Origin of the sequence: Bradyrhizobium sp. CCBAU 65884 (genome assembly GCF_028128835.1) — a bacterium.
Classification (GTDB): domain Bacteria; phylum Pseudomonadota; class Alphaproteobacteria; order Rhizobiales; family Xanthobacteraceae; genus Bradyrhizobium; species Bradyrhizobium ottawaense.
This window is the reverse complement of sequence record NZ_LBJU01000111.1, coordinates 1-16,651: the sequence shown is the minus strand read 5'-3', so window position 1 is coordinate 16,651 and position 16,651 is coordinate 1. Positions and strand designations below refer to the sequence as shown.

15 protein-coding genes and 1 pseudogene are annotated in these 16,651 nt (G+C 65.6%); 13 read left to right on the top strand and 3 right to left on the bottom strand.

What is annotated here, in order from left to right; genetic code table 11:
• From lptF to XI03_RS14485, 9 genes are all read left to right on the top strand, one after another.
• The gene (gene lptF / locus XI03_RS14525; protein WP_028145004.1) at window positions 1–1,170 is read left to right on the top strand and encodes an LPS export ABC transporter permease LptF; all 1,170 of its coding nucleotides are present in this window, start codon (window positions 1–3) and stop codon (window positions 1,168–1,170) included.
• Window positions 1,167–2,264, top strand: a complete 1,098-nt coding sequence (gene lptG, locus XI03_RS14520) for an LPS export ABC transporter permease LptG (protein WP_028145005.1) — start codon at window positions 1,167–1,169, stop codon at window positions 2,262–2,264. Before lptF ends, lptG begins: the two co-directional genes overlap by 4 nt.
• 89 nt (window positions 2,265–2,353) lie before the next feature.
• Entirely contained in the window at window positions 2,354–4,753 is a 2,400-nt protein-coding gene (locus tag XI03_RS14515; RefSeq protein WP_442869721.1) for an LPS-assembly protein LptD, read from the top strand.
• 69 nt (window positions 4,754–4,822) lie between these two features.
• Complete coding sequence (locus XI03_RS14510) at window positions 4,823–5,758, top strand: SurA N-terminal domain-containing protein (protein ID WP_028145007.1); 936 nt, start codon at window positions 4,823–4,825, stop codon at window positions 5,756–5,758.
• Window positions 5,758–6,795: a 4-hydroxythreonine-4-phosphate dehydrogenase PdxA gene (gene pdxA, locus XI03_RS14505; protein WP_038946520.1), complete on the top strand. Its 1,038-nt coding sequence runs from the start codon at window positions 5,758–5,760 to the stop codon at window positions 6,793–6,795. The genes XI03_RS14510 and pdxA overlap by 1 nt, the downstream gene beginning before the upstream one ends.
• A complete protein-coding gene (gene rsmA / locus XI03_RS14500) occupies window positions 6,795–7,655 on the top strand; it encodes a 16S rRNA (adenine(1518)-N(6)/adenine(1519)-N(6))-dimethyltransferase RsmA (RefSeq protein WP_028145009.1) in 861 nt (286 codons plus the stop codon). Before pdxA ends, rsmA begins: the two co-directional genes overlap by 1 nt.
• 16 nt (window positions 7,656–7,671) lie before the next feature.
• On the top strand, window positions 7,672–8,730 hold the full coding sequence (locus tag XI03_RS14495) for an alcohol dehydrogenase (RefSeq protein WP_271592495.1): 1,059 nt from the start codon (window positions 7,672–7,674) through the stop codon (window positions 8,728–8,730).
• Window positions 8,731–8,804: 74 nt separating this feature from the next.
• Window positions 8,805–9,041, top strand: coding sequence for a hypothetical protein (locus tag XI03_RS14490; protein ID WP_028145011.1), 237 nt, complete (start codon window positions 8,805–8,807; stop codon window positions 9,039–9,041).
• A 337-nt stretch (window positions 9,042–9,378) separates the two neighbouring features.
• Window positions 9,379–10,098 carry a Crp/Fnr family transcriptional regulator gene (locus XI03_RS14485; protein ID WP_028145012.1) on the top strand — a complete coding sequence of 240 codons (720 nt, stop codon included), beginning with the start codon at window positions 9,379–9,381 and terminating at the stop codon, window positions 10,096–10,098.
• Between the two features lie 114 nt (window positions 10,099–10,212).
• On the opposite strand, the gene XI03_RS14480 is transcribed toward XI03_RS14485, so the two are convergent.
• Window positions 10,213–10,950, bottom strand: coding sequence for a Crp/Fnr family transcriptional regulator (locus XI03_RS14480; protein ID WP_038972967.1), 738 nt, complete (start codon window positions 10,948–10,950; stop codon window positions 10,213–10,215).
• Window positions 10,951–11,108: 158 nt separating this feature from the next.
• Between XI03_RS14480 and XI03_RS14475 the strand changes: the two genes are divergently transcribed.
• Together XI03_RS14475 and XI03_RS14470 are read left to right on the top strand one after the other, a co-directional pair.
• A complete protein-coding gene (locus XI03_RS14475; RefSeq protein ID WP_028145014.1) occupies window positions 11,109–11,342 on the top strand; it encodes a hypothetical protein in 234 nt (77 codons plus the stop codon).
• 16 nt (window positions 11,343–11,358) lie between these two features.
• Window positions 11,359–12,060 (top strand): Crp/Fnr family transcriptional regulator, encoded by a 702-nt coding sequence (locus tag XI03_RS14470; RefSeq protein ID WP_028145015.1) that lies wholly within the window; start codon window positions 11,359–11,361, stop codon window positions 12,058–12,060.
• Window positions 12,061–12,110: 50 nt separating this feature from the next.
• Here the strand turns inward: XI03_RS14470 and XI03_RS14465 are convergent, their stop codons facing one another.
• Window positions 12,111–12,725, bottom strand: a complete 615-nt coding sequence (locus tag XI03_RS14465; RefSeq protein WP_097668185.1) for a cupin — start codon at window positions 12,723–12,725, stop codon at window positions 12,111–12,113.
• A gap of 177 nt (window positions 12,726–12,902) precedes the next feature.
• Window positions 12,903–14,183: an amidohydrolase family protein gene (locus tag XI03_RS14460; protein WP_152103063.1), complete on the bottom strand. Its 1,281-nt coding sequence runs from the start codon at window positions 14,181–14,183 to the stop codon at window positions 12,903–12,905.
• A gap of 1,515 nt (window positions 14,184–15,698) precedes the next feature.
• Here XI03_RS14460 and XI03_RS14450 point away from each other — a divergent pair.
• Together XI03_RS14450 and XI03_RS14445 are read left to right on the top strand one after the other, a co-directional pair.
• The gene (locus XI03_RS14450; protein ID WP_244429075.1) at window positions 15,699–15,995 is read left to right on the top strand and encodes a hypothetical protein; all 297 of its coding nucleotides are present in this window, start codon (window positions 15,699–15,701) and stop codon (window positions 15,993–15,995) included.
• A gap of 132 nt (window positions 15,996–16,127) precedes the next feature.
• Window positions 16,128–16,651: pseudogene (locus tag XI03_RS14445) on the top strand (hypothetical protein); the annotation flags it as partial.

The following is a 16,651-nucleotide window of genomic DNA, read 5'->3' as shown; positions in this document are numbered from 1 at the left end:
ATGGGGTCGATCGATAGGTATATCTTCCGCACGACGCTGGCGTCGTTTGCGCTGATCCTGGTCAGCCTCACCGGCGTGATCTGGATTACGCAGGCGTTGCGCGGCATCGACCTGATGACGAGCCAGGGACAGACCATCCTCACCTTCCTGGGCATCACCAGCCTCGTCGTGCCGGCCCTGGTCCTGATCATCTCGCCGATCGCGCTGATGATCGCGATCTCGCACACGCTGAACAAGCTCGCGACCGATTCCGAGATCATCGTGATGAATGCCGCCGGCCTGTCGCCGTTCCGGCTGTTCTATCCGTTCTTCTACGCCACCTGCGTGGTGGCGCTGCTGGTTGCCTTCATCGCGGCCTATCTCGCCCCCGACGGCATGCGGCGGATCAAGCAGTGGGATGCCGAGATCACCGCGGACGTGCTCACCAACATCCTGCAGCCCGGCCGCTTCGCCCAGCTCGACAAGAACCTCACGATCCGGATTCGCGAACGCCAGCCCGGCGGCATCCTTGCCGGCATCTTCATCGACGACCGCCGCGATCCCAACGAGCGCGTCTCGATCGTCGCCGAGCACGGCGAGGTCGTGAAGAACGAGACCGGCTCGTTCCTGGTGTTGGAGACCGGCAATCTCCAGCGCTTCGAGGCGGGCAAGCGCGATCCCGCGCTGGTGGCGTTCGGCCGCTACGGCTTCGACATGTCGAAGTTCTCCAACCAGGGCCGCGACGTCACCCTCGGCATCCGCGAGCGCTATCTCTGGGAGCTGCTCGCGCCGTCCGACAACGACCCCGTCTACAAGCAGATTCCCGGCCAGTTCCGCTCGGCCCTGCATGACAGCCTGCTCGCGCCGATCTATCCCTTCGCCTTCGCCGTGCTGACCTTCGCCTTCCTCGGTGCGCCCCGCACCACCCGCCAGAGCCGTAATTTCTCGATCGGCACTTCGGTCGTTGCGGTGTTCGGCCTGCGCATGGCCGGCTTTGCCTGCTCGGTCATGGCGGTGAAGTCGCCGAGCCCGGTGCTGGTACAATATGCGATGGTCATGGGCGCCATCGGCGTCGGGCTGTGGATGATCATCCGCGGCGTCGTGGTCGAGCCGCCCCCTGGCCTCATGGAGGCCATCAACAGGTCGAACGCGCGCATCGCGCAGCTGTTCGGACGGCCAGCCACCGCATGAGCATGCTCACCAACACACTCGGACGCTATTTCGCCGGCCGCTTCGTGGTCGCGGCGCTCGGCGTGTTCGCGGGCATTTTCCTGCTGCTGGTGCTGGTCGACTACATCGAGATGGTGCGCAAGACCTCGGGGCTGGCGTCCGCCTCGGCGCTCATGGTGGCCGAGACCTCGCTGTTCAGGGTGCCGCAACTGCTGGAGAAGCTGACGCCGTTCTGCATGCTGATCGGCGCCATGACCTGTTATCTCGCCCTCTCCCGCCGGCTCGAGCTCGTGGTTGCGCGCGCCGCCGGCATCTCCGCATGGCAGTTCATTTCACCGGCGCTCGGCAGCGCGCTCCTGATCGGGGTGATCGCAACCGTCGCCTACAATCCGATGTCGGCGAATCTGCGTGAGCTCTCCAAGCGCATGGAAGCCGAGTTGTTCGGCTCGGCGCCCGGCGGCGGCATCCAGGACGCTTCCGGCTTCTGGCTCAATCAGGTGACCAGCGACGGCCAGACCATCATCAACGCCGCGCGGAGCGAGCAGCAGGGCGTCCGACTCACCGGCCTGACGCTGTTCCGCTTTGACACAGACAGTCACTTCAAGGAGCGGATCGAGGCGCGCGAGGCGACACTGGAGTCCGGCCACTGGCTGTTCAAATCCGTTCGCCGCTTCTCGCTGGACTCCCCGCCGATCGACCAGGCCACCATGGAGATTCCAACGACGCTCACCGAGGCGCAGGTCCGCAACAGCTTTTCCACCCCCGAGACTGTGTCCTTTTGGCAACTACCGAGCTACATCCGCTCATCCGAGAGCTCAGGCTTCGCGACAGCCGGATACCGACTCCAGTATCAGAAGCTTCTGGCACAGCCGTTTTTGCTTGCGGCCATGGTGATGCTCGCGGCCTCCGTGTCGTTGCGCTTCTTCCGGATGGGCGGCGTGCAGAAGATGGTTTTGAGTGGCGTGGGCGCAGGCTTTCTGCTCTACGTTCTGTCGAAAGTGACTGAAGACTTGAGCAAGGCTGAGTTGATGCATCCGATCGCTGCGGCGTGGTTGCCCGTGGTGGTGGGCGGCCTCACCGGCTTTTTGGCCTTGTTGTACCAGGAGGACGGTTAGTGACTGCCGTCCATCGAGGACTCGTGTCTCGTTTGACGCGCCGCATCGTGATGCGCGCGAACGGGTCCGGCTTGTCTCTTCGCAGGCTCATGATGGCTGTCGCTGCCGTGGCATCGCTCGGCGCGCTGATCGACGTTGCTGCCGTGGCCCCCGCCTCGGCCCAGAGCTTCACCTATAATCCGCTGCCGCCGCGTCCGAAGCCGCCGAAGGCCGCCAACGACAACCAGATGCTGGTTCAGGCGACCGAGGTCGACTACGACTACAACAATTCACGCGTCTCCGCGGTCGGTAACGTCCAGCTGTTCTACAACGGCACCAGCGTCGAGGCCGACAAGGTCATCTACGACCAGAAGACCAAGCGGCTGCATGCCGAAGGCAACATCCGCATGACGGATGCCGACGGCAAGATCACCTATGCCGAGATCATGGATCTCTCCGACGATTACCGCGACGGTTTCGTCGATTCGCTGCGTGTGGACACGGCCGACCAGACCCGCATGGCCGCGAGCCGCGCCGACCGCTCCAGCGGCAACTACACAGTGTTCGAGAACGGCGTCTACACGGCCTGCGCGCCGTGTAAGGACGATCCGAAGAAGCCGCCGCTGTGGCAGGTCAAGGGTGCGCGCATCATCCACGACCAGCAGGAGAAGATGCTGTATTTCGAGACGGCGCAGATCGAATTCTTCGGTGTGCCGCTCGCTTACATGCCCTATTTCTCGACGCCCGACCCGACCGTGAAGCGCAAGAGCGGCTTCCTGATGCCGGGCTATGTTTCCGGCACGACGAACACGGGCTATGGCGTCGAGGTTCCCTATTATTGGGCGATCGCGCCCGACATGGACGCGACCATCAACCCCCGCTTCTTGTCGCGGCAAGGCGTGCTGCTGCAGGGAGAATTCCGGCAGCGCCTGATCGACGGCGCCTACCAGATCCGCGCCTATGGCATCGACCAGCTCGATCCCGGCGCGTTCTCCGGGCAGCCGGGCGACAAGCAGTTCCGCGGCGCCGTCGACACCAAGGGTCAGTTCGCGCTGAACGACAAATGGGTCTGGGGTTGGGACGGCGTCCTGATGTCCGACTACTATTTCTTCTCGGACTACCGGCTCTACCAGTACCGCGATCCGCTCGGCTCGTTCCTGCTGCTGCCGACGGAGGCGCTGTCGCAGCTCTATCTGACCGGCGTCGGCAACCGCAGCTTCTTCGACGCGCGCACGATGTACTGGCTGAGCTATTCGGGTAACCAGAGCCAGGTGCCGATCGTCTATCCGGTGATCGACTACGCCAACGTGCTCAACTATCCGGTGTTCGGCGGCGAGTTCAGCTACAAGACCAATTTCGTGAACATGTCGCGCGACCAGGCGGTGTTCGATCCGATCACCACGATCGCGAACACCAACAGCCTGTGCACGACGGCGTCGGCCGATCCGCTCGCCCGCACGCCGTCGCAGTGCCTGCTGCGCGGCTTCCCCGGCACCTACACCCGCCTCACGGCCGAGGCGCAGTGGCGCAAATCCTTCACCGATCCGCTCGGCCAGATCTGGACGCCGTTCGCCAGCCTGCGCGCCGACGCGATCAACTCCTCGGTCTCCAACCAGCCGGGCGTGTCGAACTATCTTCCCGTCGGCGACACCCAGGCGTTCCGCCTGATGCCGACCGTGGGCCTGGAATACCGCTACCCCTTCATCAACGTTCAGCCCTGGGGCTCGACCACCGTCGAGCCGATCGCGCAGATCATCATCCGGCCGAACGAGACCTATGCCGGCAAGCTCCCGAACGAGGACGCCCAGAGCATGGTGTTCGACGCCTCGAACCTGTTCAGCGTCGACAAGTTCTCCGGCTATGACCGCGTCGAGGGTGGCGGCCGCGCCAATGTCGGCGTGCAGTCCACCACGCAGTTCGACAAGGGCGGCGCCGTCAAGGCCCTGTTCGGCCAGTCCTACCAGCTGTTCGGCATGAACTCCTTCGCGGTCCAGGACCCCATCAATACCGGCCTCAATTCCGGCCTGGACAAGCCGCGTTCCGATTACGTCGCGAGCGCCAGCTACTCGCCCAACAGCACCTACACGTTCAGCGTCCGCTCCCGCATGGACGAGCAGACCTGGAACGTGCAGCGCTTCGAGGCGGAAGGCCGCGCCAACTTCAATCGCTGGGCGGTCAGCGTGCTGTACGGCAATTACGCGGCGCAGCCGGAGCTCGGCTATCTGACCCGCCGCGAGGGCATCCTGACCTCGGGCTCCATAAAGCTCGCGACCAACTGGGTGGTGTCGGGCTCGGCGCGGTGGGACCTCGAGGCCAACAAGATCAACCAGTATGTGCTCGGTGCCGGCTATGTCGACGATTGCTTCGTGCTGGCGGCGAACTACGTAACTTCGTATAGCTACTCGGCGGGCACCGCGCCGCCCGTCCTGAGCCATGCGTTCATGTTCCAGATCGGCCTGCGCACGCTGGCGACCTCGTCGACGACCAGCAGTTCCGCCGGCCTCCAGTGAACGGTTTGAAGTGCCGGCCGCGCTTGCCCCCATCACAGGCTCGACGCGGCTGACATGCGAGCGACAATCATGACGACCCCATTGCCCGTCTTCCGCCTTCTCCTCGCCATCGCTGCCGGACTGGTCCTGACCGGACTGCCCTCGCCGTCGCGCGCGCAGAACATCGTCGTCATGGTCAATGGCGACCCGATCACCGATTTCGACATCGAGCAGCGCTCCAAGCTCGACCAGCTGACGACGCAGAAGACCCCGAGCCGGCAGGAGGTCATCAACGAGCTGATCGACGACAAGGTGAAGATGAAGGAGGGCAAGAAGTTCGGGGTCGATCCCGGCGTCTCCGACATCAACCAGTCCTACGAAGGCATGGCGCAGCGCATGCGCATCACGCCGGACCAGCTCACCAAGTCGCTCGAATCCAAAGGCGTGCGCCCCGAGACGCTGAAGGGCCGCATGAAGGCCGAGATGGTCTGGACCAGCCTCGTGCGCGGCCGCTTCAAGGAGAAGCTGCTCGTCGGCGAGCGCGACGTCGCGCAGGCCGTGCAGGCCCAGACCGGCGACAAGCTCCAGATCGAGGGCACCGAATACAAGATGCAGCCGATCGTGCTGATCGTGCCGCGCGGCTCGTCCGCGGCGTTCCTGGAAACACGGAAGAAGGAAGCCGAGAGCTATCGCGCGCGCGTCGGAAGCTGCGAGGAAGCCAACTCGCTGTTCCGCTCGACGCCGAACGCCACCATCCGCGACAGCGTCACCAAGACCACCGCGGAGCTGCCCGAGGCGCTGCGCAAGGTGCTCGACGACACCCCGATCGGCCATTTGACCGCGCCCGAGATGACCAAGAACGGCATCGAGATGGTGGTGCTGTGCTCGCGCAAGCCGACCATGATCGACACGCCGAAGAAGCGCGAGGTCCGCGAGAAGATGTATCAGGAGAAGTACGAGAAGACCCAGAAGGCCTATCTCGACGAGCTCCGCAAGGCGGCGATGATCGAATATCGCAACCGCTGATGGCCAATCGCGCAGCCAAACCGCATACCCTTCCCCTTGCCCTGACCCTGGGAGAGCCCGCCGGCATCGGCCCCGACATCACGATCGCAGCCTGGCTCCGGCGCCGTGAACTGAACCTGCCCGCCTTCTATCTGCTCGGCGACGAGGCGCTGATCGCCCGGCGCGCCAAGGCGCTCGCCGCCGCGCTGGGTGCCGACGTCAAGACCGCGGCGGTGAGCCCGGACGAGGCCGCTTCCGCCTTCATTGACGCCCTCCCGGTGGTCGCCACCGGCGAGCGCGCAACCGCCGAGCCCGGGACGCCCGACGCATCGAGCGCGCCGGCCGCGCTCGCCTCGATCCGGCAGGCGGTCACCGATGTCCGCGAGGGCCGCGCCGGCGCCGTCGTCACCAATCCGATCGCCAAGAGCGTGCTCTACCGCTCAGGCTTCCGTCATCCCGGCCACACCGAATTCCTCGCCGAGCTCGCTGCGGAAGGCGGCCGCGTGCCGCAGCCGGTGATGATGCTGTGGTCGCCGCGGCTTGCGGTGGTGCCCGTGACCATCCACGTCTCGATCCGCGATGCGCTGGCAGAGCTCACCAGCGAGCTGATCGTCTCGACTGTTCGCATCGTCGCAGCCGAGCTGAAATCCCGCTTTGGCATCGCGCAGCCGCGCATCGCGGTCTCCGGCCTCAACCCGCATGCCGGCGAGGACGGCTCGCTCGGTCACGAGGAGCAGACGATCATCGCCCCCGCACTCAAGACGCTGCGTGGCGACGGCATCGAGGCCAGGGGCCCGCTACCCGCCGACACCATGTTCCACGAGGCCGCGCGCAGCACCTATGACTGCGCCATCTGCATGTATCACGACCAGGCGCTGATCCCGATCAAGACCGTCGCCTTCGACGACGCCGTCAACGTCACGCTCGGCCTGCCCTTCATCCGCACCTCGCCTGATCACGGCACCGCCTTCGACATCGCCGGCACCGGCAAGGCCAATCCGGCCAGCCTGATCGCGGCGCTTCAGCTGGCCAGCCGCATGGCGGCTTCGCAAAGCTGATGAGCGCGATCGACGACCTCCCGCCGCTCCGCGAGGTCATTCGCCAGCACGCGCTGTCGGCGCGCAAATCGCTCGGCCAGAATTTCCTGCTCGACCTCAATCTCACCGCCCGCATCGCGCGCGCGGCAGTGCCACTCGAAGATTCCACCATCGTCGAGATCGGCCCCGGCCCGGGCGGGCTGACGCGCGCCTTGCTCGCGCTCGGCGCGAGGCGCGTCATCGCCATCGAGCATGACGAGCGGGCGATCCCGGCGTTGCAGGATATTTCCGCGCGCTACCCTGACAGGCTCGAGATCGTGCATGGCGATGCCATGACCTTCGATCCCCGCCCGCTGCTCAATGGCGAACGCGCGAAGATCGTCGCCAACCTGCCCTACAACATCGCGACCCAGCTCTTGATCGGCTGGCTCACCACCGAGCCCTGGCCGCCCTGGTACGACATGATGGTGTTGATGTTCCAGCGCGAGGTCGGCGAGCGCATCGTCGCGCGCGAGGACGAGGAGGCCTATGGCCGGCTCGGCGTGCTCGCCAATTGGCGTTGCGAGACCAAGATCCTGTTCGACATTGCGCCGTCCGCCTTCGTGCCGCCGCCCAAGGTCACCTCCTCCGTCGTGCGCCTCACGCCGCGCGCAGAGCCGCTTGCCTGCGATCGCAAGCTGCTCGAGCAGGTCGCCGCGGCCGCCTTCGGTCAGCGCCGGAAAATGTTGCGGCAGAGTCTGAAGTCGCTGGGCGTCGACCCCGCGCGGCTCGCTGCGGCCGCCGGCGTCGATGCGACGCGGCGCGCCGAGACCATTCCGATCTCGGGCTTTGTTGCCATGGCGTGTGAATTGGCCAATATACGAACCGAAACAGAGCGATAATTTCGGAGGAAGAAATATGGCGTTGATGCGTCGGCAGTCCCTGGTCAAGTTTGATGCGCCGCTGTGCGAGACCATCGTCGACACGCCGAAGCCGAAAGGCGCCGAGGTGCTGGTGCGCATCGAGCGCTGCGGCCTCTGCCATTCCGACCTGCACATCCAGGACGGCTATGCCGATCTCGGCGGCGGCAAGAAGCTCGACACCACGCGCGGCATGACGCTGCCCTTCACGCTCGGCCACGAGATTGCCGGCGTCGTCGACGAAGTCGGCCCCGACGTCGCCACCGGCCTCGTCGGCGCGAAGAAGGCCGTCTTCCCCTGGATCGGCTGCGGCCAGTGCCGCGACTGCGCCAATGGCGACGAGAATCTCTGCGTGAAGCAGCGCTTCCTCGGCGTCTCCATCGACGGCGGCTTCGCCACCCACGTGCTGGTGCCCGACGCGAAATATCTGCTCGACTACGATCCCCTGCCCGTCAACCAGGCCGCGACCTTGATGTGCTCCGGCGTCACCGCCTATGGCGCGCTCAAGCGCCTGGTCGACCGTCCGCGCCAGCGCAATCTGCTGCTGATCGGTCTCGGCGGCGTCGGCATGATGGGCCTGTCGTTCGCGCAGGCGATGTTCAAGCAGCCGATCACGGTCGCCGACCTGTCGCCGGCCGCGCGCGACACCGCGCTGAAGAGCGGCGCAGCCAACGCCTACGATCCGTCCGAGCCCGACGTGATCAAGCGCATCCTGAAGGAGACCGAAGGCGGCTTCGACGAGATCGTCGATTTCGCCGGCAACGAGAAGTCGATGGCCTTTGCGGTCGCGGTCGCCGCGCGCGGCGGCAAGATCGTGGTCTCCGGCCTGATGGGCGGCCAGTTCACATTGCCGATGGTGCAATGGGTCTACAAACGCATGACCATCGAGGGTTTCATGGTCGGAACGCTCAAGGAGGCCCAGGAGCTGATGGCGCTGGCGCGCGCCGGCAAGATCAAGCCGACGCCGATGCGCGAGGAGCCGATGGGCGACGTCCAGAAATGGATCGACGAGCTTCGTGCCGGCAAGGTCGTCGGCCGCATCGTGCTGAAGAACTGAGCCGCACGCAGCGGGCCCGACGCAAGTTGGGCCCGCGTGACGGAACGCCTGCTGCCCCGCCGCGTTGGCAGCCCATGTCCATTCGTTGCACCGTCGAAAGCGCATTCTTCATCGCCTGGAGCTGCCTGGAGCAGAGCGGCGAGCTCGGTCCGCCGGACGAGAGCGCCAACGTCATTCTCGACGCCATCGAAGGTCAGCTCAGAACCGGCGAACGCCGGCAGCTGATGCTCGCCAACAAGGCGATCGACGCCTATCGCGCGCACGCAGCGCTGCACCGATCTTCGTGGAATCGCGAAGCACGCTTCGGGTGATGATCGTCGCCGCCCCTCGGGCCGCCGGCCCAGCGGCGTTTTGGCGGATTGAGGCCGGCGGTCCTCGGGCAAAGCGCACGGAATACGGCGCTCGGCGCCACATGCTACGCCAATCCGCAAGCGCGCTATGTTCACTCCTGAACAGACCTCGCCAGATCAGCGCTGCGCTAAGAACGCGCATGCAGACTCGCCCCTCCCAACTTCCGGGAGTCCAAGCCCGCGCGCTAGCATCTCAACTATGCACGGCCGCTTGTGTGCACTTTGGAACCGTCGGTTCCGCTGCGGAAACGTAGGGTTCTGGCTGGCGCCGATTCCCGGCCAGCCCAGAGAAGAAACTGTGACCGGTCGGCCCCCGAACGATCTGCTCCGGCAGCTCACCCACCAGGATTTCGAACTGCTCGCGCCTCACCTCCAGCCGGTCGAACTCGCGGCGAGCCACGTCCTGCATCACGCCGGCGACGACGTGGCGGCGGTACACTTTCCCTGCGGTTCCGCACTGGTATCGTTCGCCGTGCCGGTCGAGGACGATCGCGAGGTCGAAAGCCTGCTGGTGGGCCGTGAGGGTGCGGTGGGCCTTGCCGCAGGCCGCAACCCTTCGCTCGCATATTCGCGCATCGTCGTGAAGCTGGGCGGCACCCTCGTCCGGCTGCCACTGCGCGCACTCGAGCAGGCACAGCAGCGGTCGGCCACGCTTCAGGAGGTCTTTTCGCGCTACGCCGACTGCCAATTCGCGCAGCTGCTGCAGACGGCGGCCTGCAACGCCGCTCATTCGATCGAGCAGCGCGCCGCCAAATGGATCATCTCCGCGAAAGAGAGTATCGGCGGGGCCGAGATCCCCCTCACCCACGAGCAACTCGCCGGCATGCTCGGCGTCTCCCGCAGCTATGCCAGCCGCGTCATCCAGATGTTCAAGGCAAGGCGCATCCTCGCGACCCGCCGCGGCGCCATCCTGATCCTCGACGGGACAGCGCTCGAAGCCAGAGCCTGCAGCTGCAACGATTGGGTAAGGAAGCATTTTGATGAGGTGCTGGGCGGAGCAACACCTGCCGATGGCTAAAGCGCGATACGATCAGGATGCATCGTCATTCGCGCTTCAGGTTGTCGTTCGAGCTTGATCTTTTCGGAAAACCGCTGCGCACTTGTCCGGATCATGCTTTAGCACCGTTGCGGCTCACGTCTCCGGTGGCGACTGACGCTTCAGATGCAGATAGGCCGGGCTGAAATCGCCGAGCCGCTGCAGCTCGCGCCATTTCAGGACGATGAGCTCCCCGTCGCGCAGATCCATCGCGCCGCCCCGTCTGAGGTCAGCGAGCGTCCGGTTCACCGTCGCGATCGCCATGCCCAGCGTCTCGCCGAGCTGCACCAGGCTGATCGGCAGGCGGAAGCGATTGCCGCGGATGAGCTGCGCGGCGCGGGCGCGGTAGAACAGCTCGCAGAACAGGTGCGCCATGCGCGCCTGCATCGGCCGGGCGCTGTTGTTGGTGATGGCCTCGCGGAAGATCGAGGCATCGAGCAGCGTCTCGCGCCAGACCGAGAGCGCGAAAGTGGGCCGGCGCCGGAAGGCCGTGAACAATTCGCGATGCGGGATGAAGGCAACCGAGGCGTGCCCGAGCGCGGAGAGCCCATGGTCCATTTGGTCGATGAACAGACCCTGGGAATCCGGCAGGTCACCGGAGATATGGAACGCGAGATATTGCCGCCCCCCGCTGCCGAGCAGATGGTAACGCGCCACCATGCCGGAGACGACCAGCGCCGAATGTTCGGGCTCGTCACCCTGGCGGATGAAATCCTCGTTGGGCGCGACATCACGCTGCGTAAAGGTGAGCGCGCGGATCTCGTCGAGATCCTCCCCGGTGAGCGAGGTGTGCTCGCTCAGGTTCCGGATCAGCACGTCGTGGGCTTTTTCCATGAGACCACCAAAAATCGCGCCGGATCTATCAAATGATACTTCTGGCCTCGGTTCAGCGGACTAGAACGCGAGACGGACGCACAGGTTGCTAATCCGTTTGCGATCGTACGGGTCGCACCCACACCACACCTCGATCACCAACCGAGCCGGCCCTTCTCATGAGCCCTACGACGATCCTGGAGCGCATCCGCGGCCTGTTCGCATCCGAGACCAGCGAACACCTCGACTGCATCAGCGATGCCTTCGAGAAAGGAACGCTGCGCGAGCCGGCGCATCCGATGTCGGATCAGGAACTCGCCCACGCCATCCGCGAGTTCCGCAGCACCGAGGTCTCCGACTGGACCATCGCAAAGCTCTCGCGGCGCTTCATCGACGTGCCGCGAGACTGCTGAAGCACGCGCGAGGCTCATGCCGCATCCGAAGTTCATCGCGCGTCTCCAGGCCATCGAAGGCCTGTCCGAGGACGAACGCCGGCAGATCGCGGGCCTGCCGTCCACGCTACGCCAGGTCGCGGACGGCGAGATCGTGCTGCGTCAGGGCGAGGCCGCCGCGCGCTGCGTCTTCGTCGTCAGCGGCTTCCTCTACCAGGCCCGCATCGTCGGCGATCGCAGCCAGATCCTCGCGTTCCACGTTCCCGGCGACATGCCCTGCCTGCACACGCTGCTGGTCTCGCCGACGGATGCGGACCTCGTCGGCCTCGGCCCGACCGTCGTCGGCTACGTCGGGCACAGCCAGCTCCGCCAGCTGCTCGACGGCTCGATCCATCTGACCCGCGCGTTCTGGCGCGAGACGCTGATCGATGCGGCGATCTCGCGGCAATGGATCGCCCGGCTCGGCGCGCAGGCGGCCTTGCCGAAGGTCGCGCATCTGATCTGCGAGCTCGCGGCGCGGCTGGAGATCGTCGGCCTTCTCAAGGACGCCTGCTTCCAGATGCCGATGACGCAGCGGCACGTCGCCGATGCCTGCGGCCTGTCGATCGTGCACGTCAATCGCACCATCCAGGAACTGCGTCATCGCGGATTGATCGCATGGGAGGGCAACGAGATCGAGCTGCTGCAGCCCGACGAGTTGCGCAGGTTTGCCGATTTCACGCCCGACTATCTGACCTGAGCGCGGTGGGTGAGCGCGAAGAATGGGTGAGCGGAGCGCTACCCCTCGCGTCACGAACGCGACCGCGCGGTCCGCCATGATGTGAGCAGCGGACCGCCGCGGCCGAGGACAGGATCCGACTTCGGCTTGCGGACCTTGGCAATGCGCTTGACGGCATCGGGACGCTCTCGCATGTCGGTGCACTCGTCGTACGTCCCGCCCTGCGGATACGCTCCGACGACCCCGAAGTCCCGGCTGGATTCGATCAACCGGTGTCCGGTGCCGGCGGGCAACACCAGAACGTCGCCGGCTTTCACGCGGAGGATGCGCCCCTTGATCCCGCCGCACTCGACCCTGGCGGTGCCGCGCGCCACGCCCATCACTTCGTGGATCTGCGAATGATAATGGACGAAGTCATACACGGTGTCCCGCCACGACCGGCCCCAGCCGTTTGTATCGAACAGCGTGTCGATGATGACCTCGGGGGGAAAGCGCCTGGACTTCAGATTCACCGCGCCGCGATAGAGCAACACCGGAAAACTCGGATTGTTCGGCACGATGCCATCGTCGCGAAAACGGATGGCTGCCGGCTTCCGGGCCCGCACCAGCGCCCGCAGCGTTGCCGCATCGGGATGCTCCTCCACAAGCTTCTTGGCGAGATTCTTGATCTGGTCCTTGATCGGCATGGCCTGTCCTCAGCCACGATTCAACGACGGCGGGGGTGAGAAGTTTCCAGGCGAACGGGCTCGATCAGGAGCAGGGCTCACCCCACCCTGCGGGCTGCAGCCTCGATGCAGCCTGGATAACTCGCGCGTCGCACTGGTTCATGCGGGTCCCCACAACAGCTGAGACCGGCCGGCTCTCTATCGCACCGCGAACGGCGCCTGATAAGGCCGGCCGAACGGCACGCCGTTGATGACAGTCTGGACCGGCTTGAGCTGGGCCTTGCCGTCTCTCTTGTTGTTGCGGGTGTCGAGGAAGCTGACCGGCCCCTCCACCAGCTCCATGATGGCGACGTCGCCGGGCGCTCCGACTTGCAGGGTGCCGATCTTCGGCGCGCGATTGATGATCTTCGCCGGAGCCGTGGTGGCCATCGCGACCACCTGCTCCAGCGTGAAGCCCAGCGTCATGAACTTGCTCATCACGTTGGGCAGGAACGGGATGCCCGGCGAGTTGCCGGAGAAGACATGGATATCGGAGGAGATCGTGTCCGGAGTGCACCCACCGGGGATCGCCACTTCCGCCACGGTGAAATCGAAGCTGCCGCCGCCGTGACCGACGTCGAACATGACGCCACGCTGCTTGGCCGCCAGGGCCGCGGGCAGCAGCTTGCCCTCTTGCACGATATTGGTGAAGACGTTGGACATGTTCGGTGCGCCCGAATAGGCATGGGTCAGCACGTCGCCCGGGCGGAGCAGGTCGAGGATCTGCGACATCAGCTCCTTGGACTCGACGCCGCCGATATGCACCATCATCTTCGCCGGCCAGCCGCACATCTCGCAAGCCTGGATGCCGCGCTTCAGCGGCTCGAGCCCATGCTTGTAGATCACGTTCTCCGACATCCGCACTTTGACCCCGAGCAGGAAATCAGCGTTCTCGGCGAGCGCCATCGCGCAGGCTTCGGTCTGGGCGACGTCGATATTGTACAGCTCCGCGACCGGGAACGCCGACAGGCCGTTATTGGCGATATGGACGAAGGCATACATCCGCGCCCGCGTCTGGGCCACGATGAACCGGCGCAGCGCCGCCAGATTGTTGACCCCGGCGTCGCCCGCGGACACGACGGTTGTCGTGGCCTGGAATTGCACCAGCTCGTCGGCGGGAATACCGATTGCCGAGCCGTAGGGGTAGACGTGACTATGCAGATCGATGAGACCGGGCATCACGAGCTTGCCTGACGCGTCGATGCTCTTCAGCGCGCGCTCGGCCGGGATCGCCTCCTGTACCGTTTCGATCACGCCCCAGCGGATGCCGATATCGCGTCTGGCGCGCAGCGACTGGCTGGGGTCGAGCACCTCGCCGCCCCGGATCACCAGATCGTACTTGTCGTTCGGCCCCATCGCGGCGCCGGCGGGCGCGGCGAGACCGACAACTGCGGCTGACGTCGACAATGCCAGGAAATCGCGGCGTGACAACACGGACATGACGGCCCCCCATGCGCTTTTATTGGCGGCTACGGCCCCGCCTTGACGAGCAGATGCGCTTCTGCCGCCAACGTACGAGACCGGAATGAATGGAATTGGAATTGAAGCATCTTCGCGCGGATGATCCAATCCTATGACTGCACACGAGCCCTGAGGAGCCGCGAAATTTTCCGGAATCGCGTGAACCTTCCTGGGAAGAGCGCCGACTAAGCGAGCACATCCGCCGGGCCGCTTGGGTCATTCGTGGCGATGGGCCGTTTGCGCCATGCAGAACGGCAAGCAGAACTGACGGCGGCTCCCGAGAGGCGTCGGGCAAAACACCCGGTCAAGCCCTTGGCGTAAAAATATTCCACTTTCCCGAATTTCGGATTTATGGCATATCCTCGCCCATCCCGGCCCCTGCCAAAGGGGCGCTTCGCGATCGTCACGAGATGCGGGCCGGGTGGCGGTGGACGCGGTAGCGCCGGCGCGGCTCAGCATGATGACAGGGCGGGCAACCGTGAGTCCTCAGGCGACGCGATACGACACGGCGCGGTCACAGCGGTTTCGTCGATGCCTGGGGGCGAGCACACGCAAGCCTTCCGGGTATTTCGGCGGGATCGTCCGCGGACGGAGAAGTCGTGTGGTCCTGACGCCCGGGGTCTGTGCGTCAAGGCTTGCGGTGATGCGGCGGCCCGACCGGGCACGCGCATCGATCATCCGCAAGGCGACGGGGGCAATAGTGCATCGCTCCCCGGGGAGAGCACGAAGGACACCGTTAAAACCAGCCGCGCAGGGAAGGCCGGGCGACCGGCATCACCTGTGGTCCACCCCGTGTGCATCTTCGTCGCGCACGGACTTGCGGGTGCCGCCGGCGCCCAGCCTTCCCTGCGCCCTTTGGTCTTCAAGGAGCGCGAACGACAGCAAGCCTCGGGCGAAACGCGCCGCGAGAGCGCGAAGGCGTGTCTGCACCACATACTCGGTGTCATCGCAGACAGCGTCACTTGGAGCGGGCTGCAACCTCATACTCCGTTATTGCGAGCGCCTCAGCCTCCTCGGCTCTCGTGCCCCGGACGCAGCGCAGCGCCCCTTAGCGGTGCGCTGCAGAGCCGGGGCCCATGTCGCAGCGGCGCGCGGGCAGCGCTGGGTCCCGGCTCTGCGCAGCAGCGTAAGAACGCTGCAGCGCGTCCGGGACACGTGTGTGGGTACCACCGTCTCTCGCACCACTTTTCGCGCGCGCCGGGCTGGTAGAGTGGCGCCATTATTTTGGGGAATTTTGATGCGCGCGAGGATTTTCAATCGCGTTTTGGGGCTGGCGACACTGGCCTTGCTTGTCGGCACTGCGGACGAGCTCAATTTCGACCCTGATACCCCCGACGGACTCGCTCGCGCGATCACAAAGCTCCAGCAGCGGATTTCGATGGCGCCGAATGGAGAGCCGACCGAGGGCCTGTTGCTGCGCATGCGCAAGATGGAGGATCTCAAGCCCTGGGGCTTGATCGTCTACGGCCCGGACAACAGCAAATGGGGCATCTCGTGGAACCACGCCTCGCGGCGCGCGGCGGTGGCGGAGGTGGCGGGTTTGACGGCGCCTGGGTGGTCACCAGTGTCGGCTGCGGCGGCACCACGTCCGGTGCGGTCGTCGTCTCCTCGGGCAAGGTCATCGGCCAGGGTGTCACTGGCACCGTCAGCCCGAGCGGCTCGGTCAGCACGGTCGGTCAAGGCGACGGCGTGACCTTCACAGGCTCCGGCCGTCTCGGCGCTCGCAGCGGTTCCGGAACCTGGCGGCGCTCCGATGGCTGCGGCGGAACCTGGAGCTCGGCGAAGCAGTAACGCGCAAGGAAATGCCTGATCTCGCGGCGGAACGAACGCGCCGCAAGCCCAATTCAAGCCACATCCTCTCCGGATTTGCGGCTCATTGCCACCCAAGTCTTTGATGACAAAGGGCTGGTTAAGAGTTGCGTCATGCGTAACCGGGAGACCAGGATGGGCAACCGCACCGCAAAATTCGTATCCGCGCTAGTCGGCAGCATCATTGCCGGCGCGCCACTGGCCGCCGTGTCGCAGAACGCGCCGGCGCCATCGAGCACAGCCAACGCGGCCGCCGACTGCCTCGCCTCGCCGAAGGGCGCCGCGCCGCAGGGGCAACACTGGTACTATCGTCTCGACCGCACGACCAAGCGGCAATGCTGGTATCTGCGCGCCGCAGGCGGCAAATCCTCCCAGACCGCGCAGGCGACGACCGACACGCCCGAGGCGGATTCGGCCGTGCCGCAAGCGATGCAGAACGCGCGCGCCGAATACACCGCTCCGCAGACGAGTGCCGCACCAGGCACGCCGAACATGAGCGCGCCCGCGCCCGCTGCAACCAATGCGCCGCCGGTCGCCCAGCAGCCGCCAAGCGGCGCGCCTGCGACCAACGCGCAGCAGCCGGCTGTGACCGCGCGCTGGCCCGAGGCCTCTCCGGCCTCCGCCGCGCCCACACCGCC

Coding starts and splice junctions, on each gene's coding strand:
- XI03_RS14490 (WP_028145011.1), top strand. CDS start 8,805: ATGTCCATTCGTTGCACCGTCGAAAGCGCATTCTTCATCGCCTGGAGC.
- XI03_RS14465 (WP_097668185.1), bottom strand. CDS start 12,725: ATGCCGATCAAGGACCAGATCAAGAATCTCGCCAAGAAGCTTGTGGAG.
- pdxA (WP_038946520.1), top strand. CDS start 5,758: ATGGCCAATCGCGCAGCCAAACCGCATACCCTTCCCCTTGCCCTGACC.
- lptF (WP_028145004.1), top strand. CDS start 1: ATGGGGTCGATCGATAGGTATATCTTCCGCACGACGCTGGCGTCGTTT.
- lptG (WP_028145005.1), top strand. CDS start 1,167: ATGAGCATGCTCACCAACACACTCGGACGCTATTTCGCCGGCCGCTTC.
- XI03_RS14495 (WP_271592495.1), top strand. CDS start 7,672: ATGGCGTTGATGCGTCGGCAGTCCCTGGTCAAGTTTGATGCGCCGCTG.
- XI03_RS14475 (WP_028145014.1), top strand. CDS start 11,109: ATGAGCCCTACGACGATCCTGGAGCGCATCCGCGGCCTGTTCGCATCC.
- rsmA (WP_028145009.1), top strand. CDS start 6,795: ATGAGCGCGATCGACGACCTCCCGCCGCTCCGCGAGGTCATTCGCCAG.
- XI03_RS14480 (WP_038972967.1), bottom strand. CDS start 10,950: ATGGAAAAAGCCCACGACGTGCTGATCCGGAACCTGAGCGAGCACACC.
- XI03_RS14460 (WP_152103063.1), bottom strand. CDS start 14,183: ATGTCCGTGTTGTCACGCCGCGATTTCCTGGCATTGTCGACGTCAGCC.
- XI03_RS14510 (WP_028145007.1), top strand. CDS start 4,823: ATGACGACCCCATTGCCCGTCTTCCGCCTTCTCCTCGCCATCGCTGCC.
- XI03_RS14470 (WP_028145015.1), top strand. CDS start 11,359: ATGCCGCATCCGAAGTTCATCGCGCGTCTCCAGGCCATCGAAGGCCTG.
- XI03_RS14515 (WP_442869721.1), top strand. CDS start 2,354: ATGATGGCTGTCGCTGCCGTGGCATCGCTCGGCGCGCTGATCGACGTT.